Origin of the sequence: Streptomyces sp. NPDC059718, assembly GCF_042733315.1 — a bacterium.
Classification (GTDB): Bacteria; Actinomycetota; Actinomycetes; order Streptomycetales; family Streptomycetaceae; genus Actinacidiphila.
Genome location: NZ_JBHWGA010000047.1, coordinates 1 through 17305 on the forward strand (window position 1 = coordinate 1; position 17305 = coordinate 17305).

The 17305-nt window shown below is 69.7% G+C and carries 26 protein-coding genes and 2 pseudogenes; 4 read left to right on the top strand and 24 right to left on the bottom strand.

The window, feature by feature from the left end; genetic code table 11:
• Positions 1-115 precede the first annotated feature (115 nt).
• Positions 116-1324, bottom strand: a complete 1209-nt coding sequence (locus ACFV3E_RS36575; RefSeq protein ID WP_500539416.1) for an RNA-guided endonuclease InsQ/TnpB family protein — start codon at positions 1322-1324, stop codon at positions 116-118.
• Positions 1325-1349: 25 nt separating this feature from the next.
• On the opposite strand from ACFV3E_RS36575, the pseudogene ACFV3E_RS36580 reads away from it, so the two are divergent.
• Positions 1350-1547: pseudogene (locus tag ACFV3E_RS36580) on the top strand (transposase); the annotation flags it as partial.
• Between the two features lie 80 nt (positions 1548-1627).
• On the opposite strand, the pseudogene ACFV3E_RS36585 reads toward ACFV3E_RS36580, so the two are convergent.
• The 13 genes and pseudogenes from ACFV3E_RS36585 to ACFV3E_RS36645 form a co-directional block, all read right to left on the bottom strand.
• Positions 1628-2134 (bottom strand): annotated as a pseudogene (locus ACFV3E_RS36585) (DNA polymerase III subunit beta family protein); the annotation flags it as partial.
• Between the two features lie 96 nt (positions 2135-2230).
• Entirely contained in the window at positions 2231-2974 is a 744-nt protein-coding gene (locus ACFV3E_RS36590; RefSeq protein WP_500539257.1) for a hypothetical protein, read from the bottom strand.
• A gap of 85 nt (positions 2975-3059) precedes the next feature.
• Complete coding sequence (locus ACFV3E_RS36595) at positions 3060-3446, bottom strand: DUF6205 family protein (RefSeq protein ID WP_500539259.1); 387 nt, start codon at positions 3444-3446, stop codon at positions 3060-3062.
• Positions 3447-3485: 39 nt separating this feature from the next.
• Positions 3486-3743 (bottom strand): hypothetical protein, encoded by a 258-nt coding sequence (locus ACFV3E_RS36600; RefSeq protein ID WP_500539261.1) that lies wholly within the window; start codon positions 3741-3743, stop codon positions 3486-3488.
• Positions 3740-3919, bottom strand: a complete 180-nt coding sequence (locus ACFV3E_RS36605) for a hypothetical protein (protein ID WP_500539263.1) — start codon at positions 3917-3919, stop codon at positions 3740-3742. Before ACFV3E_RS36605 ends, ACFV3E_RS36600 begins: the two co-directional genes overlap by 4 nt.
• Positions 3919-4239, bottom strand: a complete 321-nt coding sequence (locus ACFV3E_RS36610) for a hypothetical protein (RefSeq protein ID WP_500539265.1) — start codon at positions 4237-4239, stop codon at positions 3919-3921. Before ACFV3E_RS36610 ends, ACFV3E_RS36605 begins: the two co-directional genes overlap by 1 nt.
• A gap of 117 nt (positions 4240-4356) precedes the next feature.
• Complete coding sequence (locus ACFV3E_RS36615; RefSeq protein WP_500539267.1) at positions 4357-5166, bottom strand: hypothetical protein; 810 nt, start codon at positions 5164-5166, stop codon at positions 4357-4359.
• Positions 5163-5651: a hypothetical protein gene (locus ACFV3E_RS36620; RefSeq protein ID WP_500539269.1), complete on the bottom strand. Its 489-nt coding sequence runs from the start codon at positions 5649-5651 to the stop codon at positions 5163-5165. The genes ACFV3E_RS36615 and ACFV3E_RS36620 overlap by 4 nt, the downstream gene beginning before the upstream one ends.
• A complete protein-coding gene (locus ACFV3E_RS36625; protein WP_500539271.1) occupies positions 5651-6052 on the bottom strand; it encodes a hypothetical protein in 402 nt (133 codons plus the stop codon). Before ACFV3E_RS36625 ends, ACFV3E_RS36620 begins: the two co-directional genes overlap by 1 nt.
• A complete protein-coding gene (locus ACFV3E_RS36630) occupies positions 6049-6729 on the bottom strand; it encodes an ASCH domain-containing protein (RefSeq protein ID WP_500539273.1) in 681 nt (226 codons plus the stop codon). The genes ACFV3E_RS36625 and ACFV3E_RS36630 overlap by 4 nt, the downstream gene beginning before the upstream one ends.
• The gene (locus ACFV3E_RS36635; protein WP_500539275.1) at positions 6726-7235 is read right to left on the bottom strand and encodes a hypothetical protein; all 510 of its coding nucleotides are present in this window, start codon (positions 7233-7235) and stop codon (positions 6726-6728) included. Before ACFV3E_RS36635 ends, ACFV3E_RS36630 begins: the two co-directional genes overlap by 4 nt.
• Positions 7214-7486 carry a hypothetical protein gene (locus ACFV3E_RS36640; RefSeq protein WP_500539277.1) on the bottom strand — a complete coding sequence of 91 codons (273 nt, stop codon included), beginning with the start codon at positions 7484-7486 and terminating at the stop codon, positions 7214-7216. Before ACFV3E_RS36640 ends, ACFV3E_RS36635 begins: the two co-directional genes overlap by 22 nt.
• A gap of 204 nt (positions 7487-7690) precedes the next feature.
• Positions 7691-8365 (bottom strand): GGDEF domain-containing protein, encoded by a 675-nt coding sequence (locus tag ACFV3E_RS36645; protein ID WP_500539279.1) that lies wholly within the window; start codon positions 8363-8365, stop codon positions 7691-7693.
• Positions 8366-8864: 499 nt separating this feature from the next.
• Between ACFV3E_RS36645 and ACFV3E_RS36650 the strand changes: the two genes are divergently transcribed.
• Entirely contained in the window at positions 8865-9263 is a 399-nt protein-coding gene (locus tag ACFV3E_RS36650) for a hypothetical protein (RefSeq protein ID WP_500539281.1), read from the top strand.
• Here the strand turns inward: ACFV3E_RS36650 and ACFV3E_RS36655 are convergent.
• The 5 genes from ACFV3E_RS36655 to ACFV3E_RS36675 all read right to left on the bottom strand — a co-directional run bounded on the left by ACFV3E_RS36655 (position 9245) and on the right by ACFV3E_RS36675 (position 12245).
• Positions 9245-9700, bottom strand: a complete 456-nt coding sequence (locus ACFV3E_RS36655; protein ID WP_500539283.1) for a hypothetical protein — start codon at positions 9698-9700, stop codon at positions 9245-9247. The genes ACFV3E_RS36650 and ACFV3E_RS36655 overlap by 19 nt on opposite strands.
• Before the next feature lie 96 nt (positions 9701-9796).
• Entirely contained in the window at positions 9797-10594 is a 798-nt protein-coding gene (locus tag ACFV3E_RS36660; RefSeq protein ID WP_500539285.1) for a hypothetical protein, read from the bottom strand.
• 94 nt (positions 10595-10688) lie between these two features.
• Positions 10689-11045, bottom strand: coding sequence for a hypothetical protein (locus ACFV3E_RS36665; RefSeq protein WP_500539287.1), 357 nt, complete (start codon positions 11043-11045; stop codon positions 10689-10691).
• Positions 11046-11481: 436 nt separating this feature from the next.
• Complete coding sequence (locus ACFV3E_RS36670; RefSeq protein ID WP_500539289.1) at positions 11482-11895, bottom strand: hypothetical protein; 414 nt, start codon at positions 11893-11895, stop codon at positions 11482-11484.
• Between the two features lie 179 nt (positions 11896-12074).
• Complete coding sequence (locus ACFV3E_RS36675) at positions 12075-12245, bottom strand: hypothetical protein (RefSeq protein WP_500539291.1); 171 nt, start codon at positions 12243-12245, stop codon at positions 12075-12077.
• Positions 12246-12331: 86 nt separating this feature from the next.
• Here ACFV3E_RS36675 and ACFV3E_RS36680 point away from each other — a divergent pair, with 86 nt between their 5' ends.
• A complete protein-coding gene (locus tag ACFV3E_RS36680) occupies positions 12332-13423 on the top strand; it encodes an IS630 family transposase (RefSeq protein WP_500539418.1) in 1092 nt (363 codons plus the stop codon).
• A gap of 127 nt (positions 13424-13550) precedes the next feature.
• Here ACFV3E_RS36680 and ACFV3E_RS36685 read toward each other — a convergent pair whose 3' ends face one another.
• From ACFV3E_RS36685 to ACFV3E_RS36700, 4 genes are all read right to left on the bottom strand, one after another.
• Entirely contained in the window at positions 13551-14147 is a 597-nt protein-coding gene (locus tag ACFV3E_RS36685) for a hypothetical protein (RefSeq protein WP_500539293.1), read from the bottom strand.
• 189 nt (positions 14148-14336) lie between these two features.
• The gene (locus ACFV3E_RS36690; protein WP_500539295.1) at positions 14337-14927 is read right to left on the bottom strand and encodes a hypothetical protein; all 591 of its coding nucleotides are present in this window, start codon (positions 14925-14927) and stop codon (positions 14337-14339) included.
• A 30-nt stretch (positions 14928-14957) separates the two neighbouring features.
• On the bottom strand, positions 14958-15566 hold the full coding sequence (locus ACFV3E_RS36695) for a DUF6919 domain-containing protein (protein ID WP_500539297.1): 609 nt from the start codon (positions 15564-15566) through the stop codon (positions 14958-14960).
• A 95-nt stretch (positions 15567-15661) separates the two neighbouring features.
• Positions 15662-16030, bottom strand: coding sequence for an RRQRL motif-containing zinc-binding protein (locus tag ACFV3E_RS36700; protein WP_500539420.1), 369 nt, complete (start codon positions 16028-16030; stop codon positions 15662-15664).
• A gap of 288 nt (positions 16031-16318) precedes the next feature.
• Here ACFV3E_RS36700 and ACFV3E_RS36705 point away from each other — a divergent pair, with 288 nt between their 5' ends.
• Entirely contained in the window at positions 16319-16546 is a 228-nt protein-coding gene (locus ACFV3E_RS36705) for a hypothetical protein (protein ID WP_500539299.1), read from the top strand.
• A gap of 14 nt (positions 16547-16560) precedes the next feature.
• Here the strand turns inward: ACFV3E_RS36705 and ACFV3E_RS36710 are convergent, their stop codons facing one another.
• Positions 16561-17283: a hypothetical protein gene (locus ACFV3E_RS36710; RefSeq protein WP_500539301.1), complete on the bottom strand. Its 723-nt coding sequence runs from the start codon at positions 17281-17283 to the stop codon at positions 16561-16563.
• Between the last annotated feature and the right edge of the window lie 22 nt (positions 17284-17305).

Consider the following 17305-nt stretch of genomic DNA (forward strand, 5'->3'; position numbering starts at 1 on the left):
CACTCGGCACCACTCGCGTCTCCCATCTCGCACGCCTCACCCTTGCGGCATGACCCGCTCCCGAGAGCCGATTTACGACTTTCCCAACGGAGTCCCTGAGGGGGGAGATTCCCGCCTACCGCGCCGTTGAAGGCTGCGGTGTCGGGTGGGTTCCCGCTTCGCTGCGCGGTGCCGGGAGGATTCCGGGTCTTACCTGCGCTCCACGGGCTGACACGGCCAGTCCGGCCGCCTTGGCGACGTTGACCGCCGCGTTGATGTCCCGGTCCAGGACCGCCCCACACGCCCCGCACGTCCACACACGGAGGTGCAGGGACTTGGGGCCGTCCTTCACACCGCACCGCGAGCACACCTGGGAGGTCGGCTCGAAGCGGCCGATCTTCACCAGCGTGCGCCCGTACCGGGCGGCCTTGTACTCCAGCATGCTCACGAACGCCGACCATCCGGCGTCGTGGACGGACTTGGCCAGGCGCGTGCGGGCGAGTCCCTTGACCGCCAGGTCCTCCACGGCGACCGCTTGGTTCTCGCGGATCAGCCTGGTGGAGAGCTGGTGGTGGAACTCGCGGCGCGCGTCCGCGACACGGGCGTGTGCCCGAGCGACCTTCAGCCGGGCCTTGTCCCTGTTCCTGCTGCCCTTCTCCTTGCGGGACAGGTCCCGCTGCGCCTTCTTCAGACGCTTCTCCGCCCGGCGCAGGAAGCGCGGGCTGTCGATCTTCGTGCCGTCCGAGAGGACCGCGAAGTGCCCGAGCCCGAGGTCGATGCCCGCCTCGGGCGTCGTCTCCGGCAGCATTTCGGACGCGTCGGTCTCCACGACGAAGCTCGCGAAGTACCGGCCCGCCGAATCCTTGACCACGGTCACCGTGGACGGCGTCGAGGGCAGCGTGCGGGACCACTTCACCTTGAGATCGCCGATCTTCGGCAGGCGCAGCTTCTTCCCAGGGGTGATCGACCAGCGGGCGTTCGCCGTGAAGCGAACGGCCTGCCGCGTGTCCCGCTTCGACTTGTACCGGGGTGCGCCCATGCGCGGGCGCTTGCCCTTCAGCCCGTCGAAGAAGTTCCGGTACGCGGTGTCCAGGTCGCGGAGGGACTGCTGGAGGACGACCGCGGAGACCTCGCCGAGCCAGGCCCGTTCCGGGGTGTTCTTCGCCCCGGTGATGAGCTGCTTCGACAGGTCCCCGGCTTTCGGGAACGGCATTCCTTCGCTGCGGGCGGTCTCCCGAGCGCGAAGCGCGTCGTTGTAGACCACCCGCGCACACCCGAACGCCCTCGCCAACGCGGCGCGCTGACCGGCGCCCGGGTACAGGCGAAAGCTGTACCGAAGCTGCACGCGGATCACGATACATATTTGACTTATGGCTATCGATGGGAACATTCGTACGAGTCGTCGCTGTGTTTTCCGCATGCATGTCCACTTGGTTTTCGTGACGAAGTACCGGCACTCCGTTCTCGCCGACCGACATCTGACACGCTGTGAGGAGATCATGCGAGCCGTGTACGAGAACTTCGAGGCCGAGCTGGTCGAGTTCAACGGCGAAAACCACCACGTGCACACAGCTGAGGTCGAAGCAGCTCTCAGATTCGCTTCACCACCGGGCTGAAGCCCGGTGCACTGCGAATAGACCCGGTAGCGGTCGGTGGCGACCAGCGTGAGCTGACCGTCGGCGACGGCAAGCCCGATGCCGGTCAGGATCGGCACCGTGTCGTCGGTGCCTGCGGCGAGTGCGACCTTGGCGACAGCCGCGGCGAATTCAGCCGCGTCGACCGTCCCTGACGCGGCGGGCGGCGCCGGCAGTGACGGGTACTCGTCGAGGGGGAGTGTCGGAAGAGCGAAGCGGCAGTTGCCGTACTCCACAGTGAGATTGCTGTCGTCGGCGTGGAGCGTGACCGTACCGCGGGCCCGTTTGGCGATGTCGGCGAGCAGCCGGCCGGGCACCAGGATTTTCCCTGGTTCGGCGAGGTCCACGGGGGTGGCGACCTTCAGGGAGGTCTCGTAGTCGAAGGCCGAGACGGTCAGTTGCCCGCCGGTCGCTTCGAGCTGTAACCCTGCGAGTACGGGCACGGGCGGGTGTGTGGGCAGGACGCGGGCGGCGACGCCGACCACGTCACCGAGGGCGCCGTGGGGGATGGTGAGTTTCACTCGGGACCTGGTCCTGTTCTGCCGCTTGGGCGGCGTGGACGAGCTGAGGCCCCGGACCGTGTGCGGTCCGGGGCCTCAGTGGAGTGGGGGAGTGCGTCAGCGTTCCTGCGTGCCGGCCGGGGCGGCGTTGGCGTGGGAGATTTCGAAGGCGGCGGCCTGCTCGGCGGCGTCCAGCGCCGCTGCGATGTCGTAGGCGTGGGCGGCGGTGAGACCGGTCTCGCTCATCGGGACCCAGCAGCCGTCCAGCCATACCTGGGCGTTGGTGTTCGCGCCGTCGGTGACGCACCACGCATCGCGGGCGAGGCTCTCGCGGCGGATGACGACCTCGCCGTATCCTCCGCTGCGGTATCCGACCGGGACGCGCACCTCGACCGCGTGCCGCCGCAGGGCGTCCAGCTCAGTCTGGTCGCGGGTCGTGGGGGAGGAGCCCTGCGCCGCGGTGGCGTCGGGGAAGGATTGGTGGGTGTTGGGAGTGGCGGCCTCGGCGAGGACCGCGCTGCCCCGGGCCACCTGAATCAGGTCCTCGAAGGTGGTGTTGTGGGGGAGCGGGACGTGCTTCTCCAGCCAGCACGTTTCGAACTGCAGGTCGCCGCGGCGGTACATGTGGTCGAAGTGCTGGGCGAGCGCGGCGGCCGCCGCGGGGTCGGCGGACTGCAGGGACAGCAGCAGGCGGGCCGCGTAGGCGGCGAGGTTCGCGGTGCTGGACCGCCAGGCCTGGGCGCCGGGATCGCGGGGTTGGGGCGTCACCGCGGCGTCGAGGTGCATCTGCGTGAGGTCGAGGAGGACCTCGGCTGGCGTCGAGGCACCGGCGGGGACGGCGGCCGTGCGGGTGTCGGTCACGTGCTGTTCCTTTCGGTGGGCAAGCGAAGGAGGGAGCGCTGGTTGCCCGGTGCCTTGTCGGTGCGCCGGGCAGCCGTGGCGTGGGTCAGTCGGCGTCGTCAGGCCAGACAATGCGGGGCTCGACTCGGACGGCCTGGCCGTCGCGGACGTACACGCGCCACATGTCGGGGCCGTACTCGCCCTGGCAGTCGAGACGTCCGGCCCACTCGTGGCCGGGGAAGTCGTCGACCGCCTTCTGCACCTGGGCCAGGAGCTTGTCGGCGCGGTATTCGTCGATCTCCCGCATGACCAGGGCGGCAGACGTACGGCGTAGGAGCGTCCCGTCGGCGGTGTCGACGGTCTCCTCATCGATGACGAGCTGGAGGTCGGAGTCGCGCCGGTTGTCCGACGCGAAGGGGCTGCCATTGATCTCAGCCCAGGACAGGGGCGGGTCGATGGTGAACCGCCCCGTGACGCGGGTGGAGTTGCTCACGGAGGTGCCTTCCAGTGGGGTGCGGTGCCGGCCGGGGAGTCAGTGGGGGGCGTGACCGGCGGGCGCCGGGACGCGGCCGGTCGTCACGTGGCTGGTCAGGTGGGTGTCCCGGAGGACTTCCAGCACGGACCGCACGGGGTGCTTCTGGTCCCACCTGCAGTTGCCGCCGCTGCAGGTCGCCCGGAATGACGTCCGGCCGGTGCAGTCCTGCTGCGTGGGCTTGCCGCCGCGCGCGGTCCGGTGGTCGCATTCGGTGCCGTCGCCGTGGACAGGCATGATCGTGGCCACGTACCTCATCGGTGGCTTCCTTCCTTGCGGGGGCCGGTGACGGTGGTGTGCGCGGTGATCGGGAACTCCTGGATGCGGAGGTCGGCGGGCAGCAGTTCGAGGTCGTGGACCTTGTCGCTGCGGCCGAACTGCCGGGCGCGCAAAGTGCCGGTCTGCTCTCCGAAGAGGGCGGTGAGGCCTCCCATCAGCTCGCCTCACCGGCTGCGGTGACGAGCCCGCTCGAAGACGCGGCGGGTATGCGGGGGCCGGGCATGCCGAGATCCTCGGCCAGGGCCTGGCGGGCGGCCAGGTCGTAGACCGGGTTGTTGATGAAGGCCGCGACCTTCCGACGGTCTTCGCGGCGTTCGGCGAGTTCGCTCTCGGCGGACGTCAGGTTCGCCTTCAGCACCGTCGGGTTCTCGGACGGGGGCTTGACGGTGGGCCGTGTCGTCGCGGCGGTGGGGTGCCGTTCCGGGGACATCGTGGGTAACGGCGAGGCAGCGGCGGGTTGGGCGCTGTGCAGCATGGACGGTGCTCCTGGCGTGTGTTGTCGCGGGCTGGCATGGCTGCTGCCCCGGCCCGATTGGGCGGGCCGGGGCAGCAGGCGGCACGGAGGCCGCTGCGGGGGAGGGAGGTCAGCACGTCAGCTGTCGCGGGTAAGTTTCTGCTCGTACTCCGCGATCTTTGTGTCGACTTCACCGGGCCCGAAGGCGTATCCCACCCAGTAGCCGGATGGGCTCCAGACCGAAAGGTGGCTGCCTCCGAGGTCCGCCACGACGTACGAGCGGTCACGGGTGCCGTGGATGTGGTGCCAGTACAGGGACGCCGGACCATCGCCGATCACGCACAGGGCGGGTGCGTCGAGGACTTCCGTGCCGGTGGCTTCCAGCCACAGGGTGTCGCCGCTGGGCGACAGGCACAGGTGCCCCGTCAGCCGCAGGTGATGGCCTTCCTGCAGTTCCGTGAGGTCCTGTGCCAGCGCGGGGTCGCTGATCGCTACGGGCATGACGAGTTCATCGACGGGGTCGTCGGTCCAGGAGACGATCAGCCCCATGTGGGCGGCCGCTCCGGTGCCAGCGTGGACTTCACCGGTGACGTAGCCCTCCCAGGCAACACACGGCCCGCGTTGGGGTAGGCCCTGTCCGCTGGTGAAGTCCGGCACCGGCACGGTCAGGAGGCGTTCGACGCTGGTGACGTCGAGCCAGAACCCGTCGTCGGAGTTCGGAATGCGCAGAGTCCCCGTGACGCGAACGATGCAGCCGGACGTCAGTTCGCTTAGCACGACGCGGGCGAGGACCGGATCTTTGACGGAGCAGGGAATGATGAGCTGGGTGGCCGACTCCCCGGCGGACAGGACGACCAGGCGCAGCCGCGCCGTGCTGCCTGCATCGTCGCCTGCGGCGACCTCGCGGTAGACGATGCCGGTCCAGCAGACGGTCGGAAGCAGACTCATGTGGTGACCTCCTGTCGCGAGACGTGGGACGCGGAACCGTGCTGGCCGTCCGTCGCTGTGGTGTGCTCGCCGGACACGGGCATCAGGCCGGGTGTGTCCTCGCCGGTGATGCTGCTGTGGGCGACGATGTGCTTGGCTTCGTCGCTGCCGGCGTTGTCATCACTCGCGAGGTGCAGTGTTGCTGCTCGGGCGGCCGTATCGGTGGGGTACACCGGCGCGGTGTCGAGGCGATGGATCTTGAAGACGTGGAGCCAGAGACCGCCGTCTCCCGTGCCGTGCAGGTGCCCGGTGACCTGGACCAGGTCGTCGACTCGGAACGCGGCGGCGAAGAACTCGGCAGCCATCGCGGCGTCGTCGATGCGGCACGGCATGATCAGTTCGTCGACGCCGTTACTGGTCGGCGACACGATGACGCGGAACCGCACGCTTCGGCGCTCGGCGCCGCCGGTGATCCGCTCGTCCAGGTATCCCAGCATGGTCGTCATCAGGCCCTCCCGGACGGGACGGGACGACCACTGCCCGCGCGGCGGCTGCCGGTCGCGGCCGTGGCACCGCGCCTGCGCGGGCCGCGTACGAGGGTGCGCTGGGCGTCCTGCTTGGCCTCCTTGCGGCGTCGCCGTGCCGCAGCGCGCGAGTCCGCGATGCCCTTGGCCGTCAGGCACTTCGTGCAGGGCTTCTCACCGCGGGCGAGGCGAACTTCGGCGCCCTCGGCGGTGCCGCAGGCCGGGGTGACCTGCCAGGCGGCCGCCAGCGGGTACAGCTCGTGCGATTCGACGCCGGTACGCCGCTGGATCTGGTCGGCGCGGTGGTCATCGGCCAGCAGGGACAGGGCGACGGCCTGCGCGGCGGTGAGCTGCGGCCGGTCGTCGGTGGGGGAGGGGCTCATCGTTGGCTCCCGGTGGCGTATCGGATCAGGGGGAAGGTCTTGGCGACGGCGTCCAGGACGCGCTGGGTGGGTGGCCACAGGCGCTGCGCGCCGTCGCATGGCACGGGCGTGGGCAGGGGCCGGACGTTGGCGAGGCGCCAGTGGAACTGGTCGCTGCCTGTGTCGCCCCACGGGGCGCAGCACGTCCCGTTGGCCTGGTGGCTGTCGGCGATGGTCGCGATGGCGACGATGGCGCCGCGTACGGCGATGGCGGGGTCGGGGACGGCGCGGGCGATGTGCGGGAGCTGCTCGGCTGCGTGGTCGGGGTACTGGGCGGCGTGGATGAGCAGGGTTCCGCGCCAGTGCAGCGGCCAGCGACGGCTGATCACCTGTTGGTGGCCGTGGGCGATGCAGTGGGAGGACGGCGGCGGCACGGTGACAGCCAGTACGCCGTTCTTCGAATGCGACCTGTGCCGCGGAGACACCGGCCGCCGGGGCTTGGCTGCCCGTGACGGCAACGGGTGTACGGCGGCGGGCCGAGGCGTGGAGCAGTTGGCGATCTCTTCGAGGGCTGCTCGGTTGCGGGCGACCTGCCCGGCGGTGAGCGGCTCCCGGCCCGGGTGGTGCTGAGGTACGGGGATGACGCTCTCGGCGAGCAGCCGCTGCAGCATGTCGTCGTCGGTGCCGGTGCGCGTCATGACGGCGGTCCCTGCGGTTCGGCCTTCGCCGGGCGGTCGCAGGTGGGGAGCAGGTGCTCGAAGGGCTCCCACTTCTCCAGCTCGAAGAACCAGCTCAGGATCTCGACGCCGATTTCGGTGCCAGCGCTGTGATCGTTGGCGTGGGCTTGCAGCGGGCCGATCCGGGAGTTCTCGCCGGCGTCGTCGGCGTCGCCGTCCTGGTCGACATCGAGGAAGGCCACGACCACGGTGCGCCGGTTGCGCTCGAGGACATACAGGCGCCGGACGGGCATCTGCTCGGTGTCGGCGTCAGGGGTGCGGACCCAGGTCTGCCGGGTGGCGGCGATGACGTTCGGATCGCCAGCCTCGGCGTTCTCGGTGACGCGCTTGCAGGCCTCGCTGTAGGGCAAGCCGATGTCCGCCATCAGCTCGGCGACTGCGGCCGCGAGGTGGTCGCTGAGGGCCTGAGTCCCGATGAGAGAGCGAAGCGCTGCGATGTCAACGTTCATGCTGCGGCCGCCTTCCATTCCTGGTCCTCGCCCACGGGTTCGTCGCCTCGGGTCTGGGCCAGGAGGTGCTGCAGCGCGGACCCGCGCTGTCCCGCCTGACCGGGCATGCCGCAGTTCCAGCAGTCGGCCTCGGCTCCGGCCCACGCCACGCGGCAGGGCGGGCACAGCTGACCGGGCCCGCTCAGGGCCTCGCTGGTCTGGATGTCGGGGGGACTGCCTGGAGTGGGGGATCCGTTGGCAGGCTGCGCCGCGCGGGTAGGTGCGTGCATGATGTGGGTCTCCGTTCTGTACTGACGGTCCGGAGCGATGGCGGCCGCGTCCTTGCCGGGAGAGGGCCGCCATTCGCATGTCCGGGGATGACGCGCTGGTCTGCAGGGGTGCGGCCAGCGAGGGAAACGGGCGCGGCAGAACGCCGTGGTGTGCTGGCGTTGCCGCGCCCGGGTCGGCGGGTGGTGCGGGGGAGTGGCCTGATCTCAGGCGGCCGGAGCCATGTCGAGGGCGGTCCCGGGGCGTCCGGCGCGACGGCCGTTGACGGTCGTGGCAGTGACGTCCTCGGGGACGGCCTCGATGGGCTGGCCGGAGTGCTTGCCACGGAACATGGCAACGTCGGCGGCCCGCAGCAGCGACGAGAAACAACGGGTGCCGATGACGCCGGCGGTGGCGGCTCCGATCGACGCCGACACCATAGGGACCTGGTCGACGGGCTGGCGCAGCGCGTTCATCAGCTGCTGCAGCCGCAGCGTCCGGCGGGCGGGGGTGAGCGGCGCGGCGAACACGAATTCGTCCCCACCGAGGCGGCCCAACGCGGCGTGGCGGCCCGCCCATTCCTGGAGCCGGCGGGCGGTCGCGATCAGTACGGCATCCCCGGCCTGGTGGCCGGCGGTGTCGTTGACCTGCTTGAAGAAGTCCAGGTCGACGAAGCCGATCGTGACCTGGTCGCCGTAGCGGGCGAGCAGGGACGTGGCGTGGAGCGCGAAGCCGGGCCGGGTGAGCAACCCGGTGAGCGGGTCACGGCGGGCGCGGTCCAGGCGGCGCTGAAGGACGACGGCGTGGGCCGTCCACGCGGCGGCAAGCGGCACCGCGGCTGCGGCAGCGGCAGCCAGCGCGACACGGCCGGTCGGGGGCGCGAGCGGTAAGCGAGAGCTCATACTGGGGTTCTCCTTCTCGTACTCCGGGAGGGAACGGGACCGGGACGGACGGGGTTGGTTGCCTGTCGTCCGTCCCGGGACGTGCTGCAGGAGTTCAGGGACGCCGCGCGAGTGCCGACAGCACGTCGGGCCAGGCGAGTGCGACACGGCTGCAAGGCGCCAGCAGCGGCGGAGGTCCGCCGTGAACGGTGCGATGGCCCGGCGCGCCAGGGTGGCGGATCACGGTGCCGGGCCCCCGGCTCACCACCCGAATTTCGGGCCGCCATGACCGCGGCTGGCAAACTCCTGGCCAGCCAGGACCGCCCGGACCACGAAGAGGTGACTGCAGGGCTGGAACGATGCCGCACGCAGGCTGGGGCCATCAGCGCGAAGTAGCATCGTCATCGACGGACGTCTTCCGCTGGGTCGGCGGTCCTGAGGCGCCCCCCGGCCCAACGGCCCCGCGCACGCCACGCCGAATTACGTAGCAACGCCCGCGTTCGCTGCCTACTGTCGCCGCATGGCCACCGAGGACGAGAACCCAAGTCAGCCCGACATCACCACAATGCTCAAAGACCAGACCAGTGCCTGCAAGGCAGCACGCGACGCCATCGCCGCCGGCGGCGAGGTAATGCTCTACGACGGACAGGCGCCACAGTGGATGGTCCTCGGCATCGCTGCGACAAGGATGAAACGGTCGTTGAAGATCGGCCTGACGACCCTCGGCCTTGACGAGACCGTTGAGATCCTCCGCGCTCGGCACCGCGACGAGCGACTGCGTACCGGCAACGTCGTCGCAGCAAACCGATCTTGGTTCTTCACCCTGTACTTCGACGTCACCGGGACCGAGCTCCTGGCGTGCAGCGGCGTCAAGAACGAGCGGCCCTCGCGGGGAGACGGTCAGAAGCTCCAGCTGTAAAGGCCGCCACCCGTATTCGCCGCAGACGCTGCGAGGCGGGCAACGCCCTGCAAGACCGCAAGGAGATCATCGTCGGTCATATCGTCGCCGTCCTCAGACCGGAGCCGCATAATCCAGCGGCTCGCGAGATCTTCGAGTTCGGCGGAACTTGCTTTGCTGAGCGCTCGCGTCAGGCGCTTCGGCACAGCGAACACCTCAACGCCATCGTTCAAGGGGGCGGTGACCCACTCCGGCCACGGCCGCCACGTATAGAGCTGCTCAAGCGGCGGGGCCTCGACCGAAGGCGCCTCGAAGTACATGTCCCACTCGGCTATGGCAGTGTCCGGCTCAATAAAACGGCAGGTCACAGACTCAAAGCCCTCGCCAGGTCCCCTCAGGCGCGTCGAGGCGGCCGTCTCGTCGTCAGGGGCGAGGAAGAACACTACGTCGTGGGCCATTTGAGCATGATGGCAGTCCGCAGCAGACGGGGTGCTGCGTAGTCCGTCTCAGCGGTCTGATCGGCGGGCCACTTTGGCTGCGTATGCGGTCCTGAGCTATGGCAGCGGCACGTTCCACGCGAGGGCCCCGCCCTGCAGCCATTCGTCCGGGAGTTCGTCCTGCCAGATGCCGGCCAGCCACATGGGCCTGGCAGTCAGGTGCTCGCACAACACGAGGCTGACCGGTTCCCTCACCAGTGCGTATAACCGGTCGCCGGCCAGCGGGCTATGGGGCCCGAACTCCTGGTACAGCTGCTCAAGACGCTCCTGGTGCTGAGCGGCGAAGGCCTCCAGCCTCTGCGTGTAGTCGCGCCGGACATCCTGCGGCAGGGCCGCCCAGATGACCTCCAGCACCTCGCGGGACGGCTCGAGCTCTGCACCGGCGTAGTCCCGGCCGACGAGGTTCTGGAACAGCCGGAGTGCGACGTGCAGGACCTCAGCCACGCCTACCGCGCCGTTGCCGGGCGGGAGACCGGCGGCCGCTACGGACACAGCGGCCGGCGGCTCAGTTACCCGAGGCGTGTTCGCGGCCGCAGCCAGCCGGACCAGAATCGCGAGGGCGCGGTGGATACGCAGGCCGACACCGTCACTGATGGCGCTCTCGGCTTCCTGCAAGGCGGTGTCGACGTCGTCGGCATCGTCGAGGGCAAGCTCGATGAGAGGGAGCGTTTCGCGGGCGGTCGACACGACGGCGTCCAAGGCGCTCAGGATTCCGTCATCGGGGTTGTCCAGCGCGAGCAGCCGCAGGACCTCCAGCGAGGCCTCCACGCTGGTGACTTCCTGGCGAAGGCGGTGCAGTGCCGAATACACGGCCGTGGCGGCGGCCCGCACCCGGGCGGCGTCGTCGAGCGGCATGCGAGAGACGTCCTTTCTGCAGGTGGTGCCGGGTCACCGCGCTGCCCCGACCCGTCTTGGGTTCGGGCCGGGGCAGCACGGAGAGCGGGCATGCCTACAGTGCGGTCAGGGTCTCGGCCGGGATCTCGTAGACCCGGGTGACGTCCGGGTTGTCGGTCCAGTAGTCGGCGGCGTAGCGGACGAAGACCACCCGGAGGGCCTGCCCCTTGGGGGTGGTCACGTCGTACTCGTAGACGGTGTGCTTGCTCCGTGCCTCCCGGACGGCGCCTCGCACACTGCCGATGCTCATCTCCTCCGGGTAGGGCTGGAACCCGGCGCTGTTGAAGGTGGTGAACGCCAGGGCGTTCCCCGGGCGGGGTCCTTCGGTCATGAGCCGCTCGTGGTAGGCGGCGCGGGCCGCCTGGTACGCGGGCGACGGATGGGTACCGGTGGGCGTGGTCGTGGTGGCCACGTGGTCTCCTTCGTTCTTGGGGAATGGTGAGCGTTGACCTGAGCGCGTGGTGGCGGTGCGGGCTCAGGCCGGTGTGAGCTGGCGTGTTGACGAGGCGCCTTCTGCGCGGCCCGTCAACGGCGGACGTAGCGTTGCTGCCCCGGGTCCCAGCGGGCGTGCGTAAGGAGGCGGTTGGTGTCTTCGATGGCCCCGTCCGTGGCGCCGGCGCAGGGCACGAGCCCTCCATCGGAGTCGACGACCCACCAGTCCCACTGGCGGCACTCGGCGACTCCGACAGGCTCTCCGGTCCACTGCGAGAGGCAGTCCCCGTTGTGCTCGCACATCGTTCGCTGTCGGCCGGTCTTCGGACAGTGGGCGACATCGCATCCGGTCTCGTGGATTGCACCCGGCAGGACACGGCAGTCGGGGCACCGCGAGGGTTGTGCGGGGGCGCCGGTCATCGTTGATGCTCCGGCGAGCGGTCAAGCTGGGCGTTGGGCCGGGCGTGGTCACCATCGGCCGGCGGTGCCTCGTACGTGGCGGTGATGGCGTCGAGGGCTGCGCGGATGCGCCGTGCGTTGTCGAGGACGTAGGACCGGTGCTGCTCGAGCGTCACGGGCTGGCTGTGCAGCGCGGTCTCTTCCTCGGGGGTACCGGCAGTCTCCGCGAGGTGCTCCAGGTGGAGCATCGCTGCTGCAAGGCCCGTGATCAGCGGAGTCTCGACGCGCGCGATGTCGGGGACGCAGGTGACTGTGGTCGGAGGGGACTGGTAAACGGAGCTGGGCACAGAGCGTTCCGTTCCTTCACTGTCGGATGGTGGTGCCAGGACACCGCTCAGCGCGCCGAGCAGGTAGTGGCTTCGGGCGCTCACGACTTCTCCTTTTGTCCGGGTTGGTGGGTGGGGCCTGGTCGGGTGTGGCGTGGTGCTGGTCGGATCTACGGCCGTCAGGCCAGGGGGTGCGGGGGTCCTGACGCCCGGGCTACCGGCTGGCAGCGGGGGAGCAAGCTGGTGCGGCTACTCCTCGGGGCAGTAGTCGTCGCTGTGCTGCGTCAGCGGGTGCGGCGGCAGCTGCTGGCGTGGCTGCTGGCGGCCTGTTCCAAGTCACGGCTGCGGGGAAACTCGGTCTTCCCGCACCCGGTGCACGTCCACTGGGGGGTGCAGAGCATGCCGGATCGGGCGGTGACCTTCTTGCCGGCGGCGGTGGTGTACTGCGCGTACATTGCGTTCTCCTTTATGGTTGTTTGGCCTAGTGTCCTGAGTCGTTGTTTCGCTGCGTAAGTCGGTGGTGGTTCGGCATGATGGCCGGATGGCGAGGACGGGAAGGCCGAAGGCTGAGCTGGTACTGACCGACGATGAGCGCGAGACGTTGACCCGCTGGGCCAGGCGCCGGACGTCTTCGCAGGCCCTCGCCCTACGGTGTCGGATCGTGCTGGAGTGCGCGGGTGGGGCGTCGAACAAGGACGTGGCTGCTCTGCTGGATGTGGAGGCGCATACCGTCAGCCGGTGGCGGGGTCGGTTCGTGCGTGACCGGCTGGAGGGGCTGACGGACGAGCCCCGCCCTGGCGCCCCGCGGAAGATCACCGATGAGCAGGTCGAAGAAGTGATCGTCAAGACGCTGGAGACCACCCCGAAGAACGCCACGCACTGGTCGACGAGGTCGATGGCCGCCGAGGCGGGCCTGTCGCAGTCGGCGGTCTCCCGGATCTGGCGGACCTTCGGCCTCAAGCCGCACCTGGTGGACACCTTCAAGCTGTCCAAGGACCCGCAGTTCATCGAGAAGGTCCGTGACGTGGTCGGGTTGTATTTAGCGCCGCCCGAGCATGCGCTGGTGCTGTGCGTGGACGAGAAGACCCAGATCCAGGCCTTGGACCGGTCCGCGCCGGTGCTGCCGATGATGCCGGGGATGCCCGAGCGCCGCACCCACGATTACGTGCGGGGAGGGGTCACCACGCTGTTTGCCGCGCTGAACACCGCCACCGGTGAGGTGATCGGGCAGATCCATCGCCGACACCGGGCGGTGGAGTTCAAGAAGTTCCTCGCCCGCATCGACCGCGAGGTGCCGGCCGACCTGGACGTCCACCTGATCTGCGACAACGCCTCCACCCACAAGACCCCAGCCATCCAGCGGTGGCTGGCCGCCCGCCCGCGATTCCACGTCCACTTCACCCCCACCAGCAGTTCCTGGCTCAACCAGGTCGAGCGGTGGTTCGGGCTACTGACGACCCAACAGATACGGCGAGGCGTCCACAAGAACATCCAGGTCCTGGAGAAGGACATCCGCACTTGGATCCAGACCTGGAACGACGACCCCAAGCCCTTCATCTGGACGAAAACCGCAGACGAAATCTTCGAACGCCTCGCCGGATATCTGAACCGAATCAACAACTCAGGACACTAGTCAGCTGCCCCCACCCGTGAACGAACTGCGGGCGGGGCAGCACGGAGAGCGGGCAGTCATCGACTGGCACGTTCGGACTTCGACGCCTGGGCTTGCTGGATGCGCGCGAGCCGGGCATGGCCTGTCGCTACTGGTTGTTGCGATTGCGGTCGCCGACCTGGACGTTCACGTCGCCGGCACGGCCGAAGAGGCGGGTTCCGCCGGAGTCGACGGTCGGGGCGATGATGATCGTCTGCCGGACCTCCACCTCGCGGTCGCGTCGGGGGGAACCGGTGGACTTGGCGGACATGCGGCGGGCCGCGAATACGCTGCCGAAGAGCAGCACGGCCAGCACGAGACCGACCCTGAAGAGCATGGCCAGGACGTCCACGAGATCTCCCAGAGCCGGTTCGGCGATGCGTAGGGCGATCGCTCCACCGAGGGAGAGGGCGGTGAGACTTCCCGCGACCATGCCGATGGCCTTGGCCCAGGCGGGCATCGGCTCACGCGGTGTGGTGTCGACCGGGATCGGGGTGAGGTGGTGTTCCGTGGGACGGCCCCAGGCGATGCGGCCGTCGGGCAGTTGGACCTGCACGGCTCCCGGGACGGGGACCTGGTAGATGGTCACGTCCGGGTGCTCGGCTGCCACCATCGCCGTGCTCTGGGAGGGCCAGATCGCGGTGGGGACGGCGGGGACCGGGCGGTTGATCACCTGGTCCGTCGGCCGGTGGTGTTCGGGGTTCATCGGGCACTCCAAGACAGGTTGCGACGGCCTCGGGGCCAGGCCCACGAGGGGCTGGCCGGAGGCCATCTGAGGAATGTGTGAGCGATGCGTTGATGAGGATCGAGCAGCAGGCCGACGGCCTATTGCTGCGTTGCTCGCTCCTGAGGTGTTCGGCCGCTGGCGGGTGACGCCTGGTACAGGGCGCTGCTGTCAGGCGTCGAGTTGAGGGTTGGGCCGGTTGGTCAGGCCGGAGATCTCAGCGATGGCGTCGCCTGACAGGACGGTGTGGGCGGCCAGCGCGTGCGCCACGACTGTGATCTGCGGCCACAGGAGCTTCACCGTGCGTTCGGCGACCGCGCCGATCGTGCCCCAGGACCTGCCGGTAGGCAGAGTGCGCGTGGCGCATGCGTCCGGGGGCCCGTACGTGGCGATCAGGTCGAGGGCGATCCCCACATCGTGCGCGGCCCCGGACTCGCACTCTGCGGCACGTCCCGGTGTCCACAGGCCGGCCTCTCGTAGGAAGCGGTCCTGCGCGAGCTGGCCGGCGGCGCAGGCGGCGGTCAGACGCCACACGGAGACGCCGTCAGCGAGCCACCCCACGCGGCCGTTCACGGTGCCGCCCCAGCCGAGGTCATCGACCGAGACGGTGAGCTCGGCGTCGATCACGTGCACGCCGTAAGCCATGTGCAGGACCGCGTGTCCGGCCTCGTGGAAAGCGAGTGCGAGCAGCCCTTGGCGGTGAGGGAGCGGCGCCTCGCGGTCGGCTTCCCTCAGCGGTTGCGTGGCGGAGCGAGGTGTCATGGCCATCCTCGATAGTCGTGTGGGTCGTGCTCAGGTCGGCATGGGGGGCGGTGCGGTGACCTGCGCCAGGAGGTCCCAGAGCACCCCTCGCTGGCCGGGGTTGGGGTCGATGAGGGTGACTTGAGCCGCGCTGCAGACCGCGGTGAGGGCGGCCGGGTGGCAGCCTCGGAAGATCTGCCGAATGTTGCGGGCGTTGAGCGCGTCGCCGAACGTGAGGCGGGTGCGGTCGTCACACGTGATGACGGGCCGCCCGCCGCGGCCGCGACGGTCGTGAATGGTGTGCCGGATGACGGCGATGCCCGCTGCCGTGGCGGCCTGGGTGAGGCGGTGCAGGAGGGGCGGGGAGCTGATGAAGCCTTCCACCGCCGCGTGCTGCCGCCACACCCCTTGCCCGTCGATGGTGTCGTGGGCGCCGGGTTGTGAGCAGACCGTCAGGTAGCCCGCTCGGTTGGCTGAGGCAAGGGCGCCGGCCAGGTCGTGCGTTTCCGGGTCGGGGCCGTGGCCCGGCATGTGGCCGGGCTGACTGGCGATGGTTCCTTCGAGCCAGGCGGCCATCAGCGTCGCCAGGTCGGAGACCGTCCGGGCCGCGTTCCAGCGGCGGCGGTCAGCCCTGCTCATCCAGCCTGCTTGCAGAGACATGCGGGACTCCCACCCGATGTGAGGGAACGGATGTGGCGTCGGGGCAGCCGGGTATGGCGGCCGAGCGGCTGCCCCGAGCCGTTTTCTGGGCGGCGTTACGCCGCGAGGTCCTCCACGGGGGGATCCACGTAGTCGGCTGGGTCGGCCGGGATGCATTCCGCGCACTCCAGGCAGCTGCCGACCGTGCGGAGCGGGAGGCAGAACCGGTAGAGCCGCAGGCAAAGCGGGCACCGCTTCCGGGCTTCCAGCGCGATCGTTACCGCGCGCTGCTTCGCCGGTGTCATGGGCAGCTTCGGGACCGCCAGGTCGATCCGGTACAGCCACGCCATCCGGGTGCAGGGTCGAGTAAGGCCGAGGCACTTGCGGCAGCGAAGCTGAGCGACGGGGTCGTGACCGCCGGGCCGCGTCCTCGAGCGCGCAGTTGCCGGCGGGTGGCCAAGACGTTGAGCGGGGCGTTCCCCCAGTCGTACGTCTGTATGGCTCCGCCGGGCGAGGTATGGACGGCGGGCATGGCGTCTCCCTTCCGGGGGTCGGGGTCGCTGTGGTGGGCGCGCTGGCGGTACGGCTGGCGCGTGGCGGGAAGGACTCGACTGAGTCGGCTCTCCTCACCGCCCGTGCGTGACGGGCGGATCGGGCAGTCGTCAGGCGGTTGCGCGGACCCGACGGGTGCGGCACGTCGACCGGGTGTTGCTCTGTTCTCCGGCCTGGCGGTACGTCACGCTGGTACCGCACATGAGGGAGCGGGAAAGGGGGTGGCCGGGGTGGGGTGGTTCTTCCCCGACGACGGCCCCGTCGGGTTCGACGCGGTGATGGACGTCAACGGGTACACCTGGCAGGCCTTCACCGATCCGGACGGCGTGCTCGTCATCCAGTCCACCGATCCGGACCTGGAGGTCTTCGTGGACCGGGCGATCGTGGACGGCCATGTGTATCCGGCGTGGGTGGACGCGGACAGCCGCCTGATGGTTGATCTCGGCTGAGCGGGCGGGCCGCGTCAGTCCCTGTGCCTGTCGGGGCCCGCGCTGGTCGGCGTGGGGATGACGATCTCGTGCCGGATGTTCGGGCCCTCGTTGTAGATCGTCACCCGGCGGCGTAGCCGCACGCCGCGCAGAGCGATCGTGGACGTGAGCGTCCACGCCAGGACTGCCACCGCTGTCGCCACGGTGCGGGCGCCGTCCGGCGATGCGGCCCACACCATGCCGATCGTCGCGGCACCCCAGACGGTCCACGTCAGGCGCATCGCGTTGCTGCGGGTGAGGAACCCGAGGATCAGCGCCGCCAGACCGGTGAGCTGCCACATTGCGTAGAGAGTCGAGGCGCTGACCGTCAGGCCCTGACTGCCAGCGGCCAGGTAGGCCCGGACGGGACGGTCGATGACCGCCCGTACCCCGGAAGAGGTGTCGTCGCCGACCTGAACCTGCGGGGCCGCGGTCAGGAGCCGCGTGAAGAGCGACCACAGGACGGCGCCGGCGCCGTAGAGCACCAGAACGACCAGGCTGAATCCGACGCCGGCGATGACGCCCTTGATCCAGTGGGCCATGCCGTGCCATCCGCGGATCGGTGCCTGTCGGAGGTCGTCCCACAGGCGATGGACCGGGCTGCCTTCCGCCCAGGTGGCGTTCCACTGCGCGGCGACGATCGCTCGCCAGCCTCGGCGGCCGGGGGGCGGTGTCGCCTTCTGCGAGGGGAGGGTGCGGGTCTGGCCGTTGGTCGGCATGGTCGGTCAACTCCATGGTCGT

Bases quoted from the DNA above. Each gene is read 5' to 3' on its own strand.
- ACFV3E_RS36600 (WP_500539261.1), bottom strand. From the start codon at position 3,743: ATGAGGTACGTGGCCACGATCATGCCTGTCCACGGCGACGGCACCGAA.
- ACFV3E_RS36605 (WP_500539263.1), bottom strand. From the start codon at position 3,919: ATGGGAGGCCTCACCGCCCTCTTCGGAGAGCAGACCGGCACTTTGCGC.
- ACFV3E_RS36610 (WP_500539265.1), bottom strand. From the start codon at position 4,239: ATGCTGCACAGCGCCCAACCCGCCGCTGCCTCGCCGTTACCCACGATG.
- ACFV3E_RS36615 (WP_500539267.1), bottom strand. From the start codon at position 5,166: ATGAGTCTGCTTCCGACCGTCTGCTGGACCGGCATCGTCTACCGCGAG.
- ACFV3E_RS36620 (WP_500539269.1), bottom strand. From the start codon at position 5,651: ATGACGACCATGCTGGGATACCTGGACGAGCGGATCACCGGCGGCGCC.
- ACFV3E_RS36625 (WP_500539271.1), bottom strand. From the start codon at position 6,052: ATGAGCCCCTCCCCCACCGACGACCGGCCGCAGCTCACCGCCGCGCAG.
- ACFV3E_RS36630 (WP_500539273.1), bottom strand. From the start codon at position 6,729: ATGACGCGCACCGGCACCGACGACGACATGCTGCAGCGGCTGCTCGCC.
- ACFV3E_RS36635 (WP_500539275.1), bottom strand. From the start codon at position 7,235: ATGGAAGGCGGCCGCAGCATGAACGTTGACATCGCAGCGCTTCGCTCT.
- ACFV3E_RS36640 (WP_500539277.1), bottom strand. From the start codon at position 7,486: ATGCACGCACCTACCCGCGCGGCGCAGCCTGCCAACGGATCCCCCACT.
- ACFV3E_RS36645 (WP_500539279.1), bottom strand. From the start codon at position 8,365: ATGAGCTCTCGCTTACCGCTCGCGCCCCCGACCGGCCGTGTCGCGCTG.
- ACFV3E_RS36650 (WP_500539281.1), top strand. From the start codon at position 8,865: ATGGCCACCGAGGACGAGAACCCAAGTCAGCCCGACATCACCACAATG.
- ACFV3E_RS36655 (WP_500539283.1), bottom strand. From the start codon at position 9,700: ATGGCCCACGACGTAGTGTTCTTCCTCGCCCCTGACGACGAGACGGCC.
- ACFV3E_RS36660 (WP_500539285.1), bottom strand. From the start codon at position 10,594: ATGCCGCTCGACGACGCCGCCCGGGTGCGGGCCGCCGCCACGGCCGTG.
- ACFV3E_RS36675 (WP_500539291.1), bottom strand. From the start codon at position 12,245: ATGTACGCGCAGTACACCACCGCCGCCGGCAAGAAGGTCACCGCCCGA.
- ACFV3E_RS36680 (WP_500539418.1), top strand. From the start codon at position 12,332: ATGGCGAGGACGGGAAGGCCGAAGGCTGAGCTGGTACTGACCGACGAT.
- ACFV3E_RS36685 (WP_500539293.1), bottom strand. From the start codon at position 14,147: ATGAACCCCGAACACCACCGGCCGACGGACCAGGTGATCAACCGCCCG.
- ACFV3E_RS36690 (WP_500539295.1), bottom strand. From the start codon at position 14,927: ATGACACCTCGCTCCGCCACGCAACCGCTGAGGGAAGCCGACCGCGAG.
- ACFV3E_RS36695 (WP_500539297.1), bottom strand. From the start codon at position 15,566: ATGTCTCTGCAAGCAGGCTGGATGAGCAGGGCTGACCGCCGCCGCTGG.
- ACFV3E_RS36710 (WP_500539301.1), bottom strand. From the start codon at position 17,283: ATGCCGACCAACGGCCAGACCCGCACCCTCCCCTCGCAGAAGGCGACA.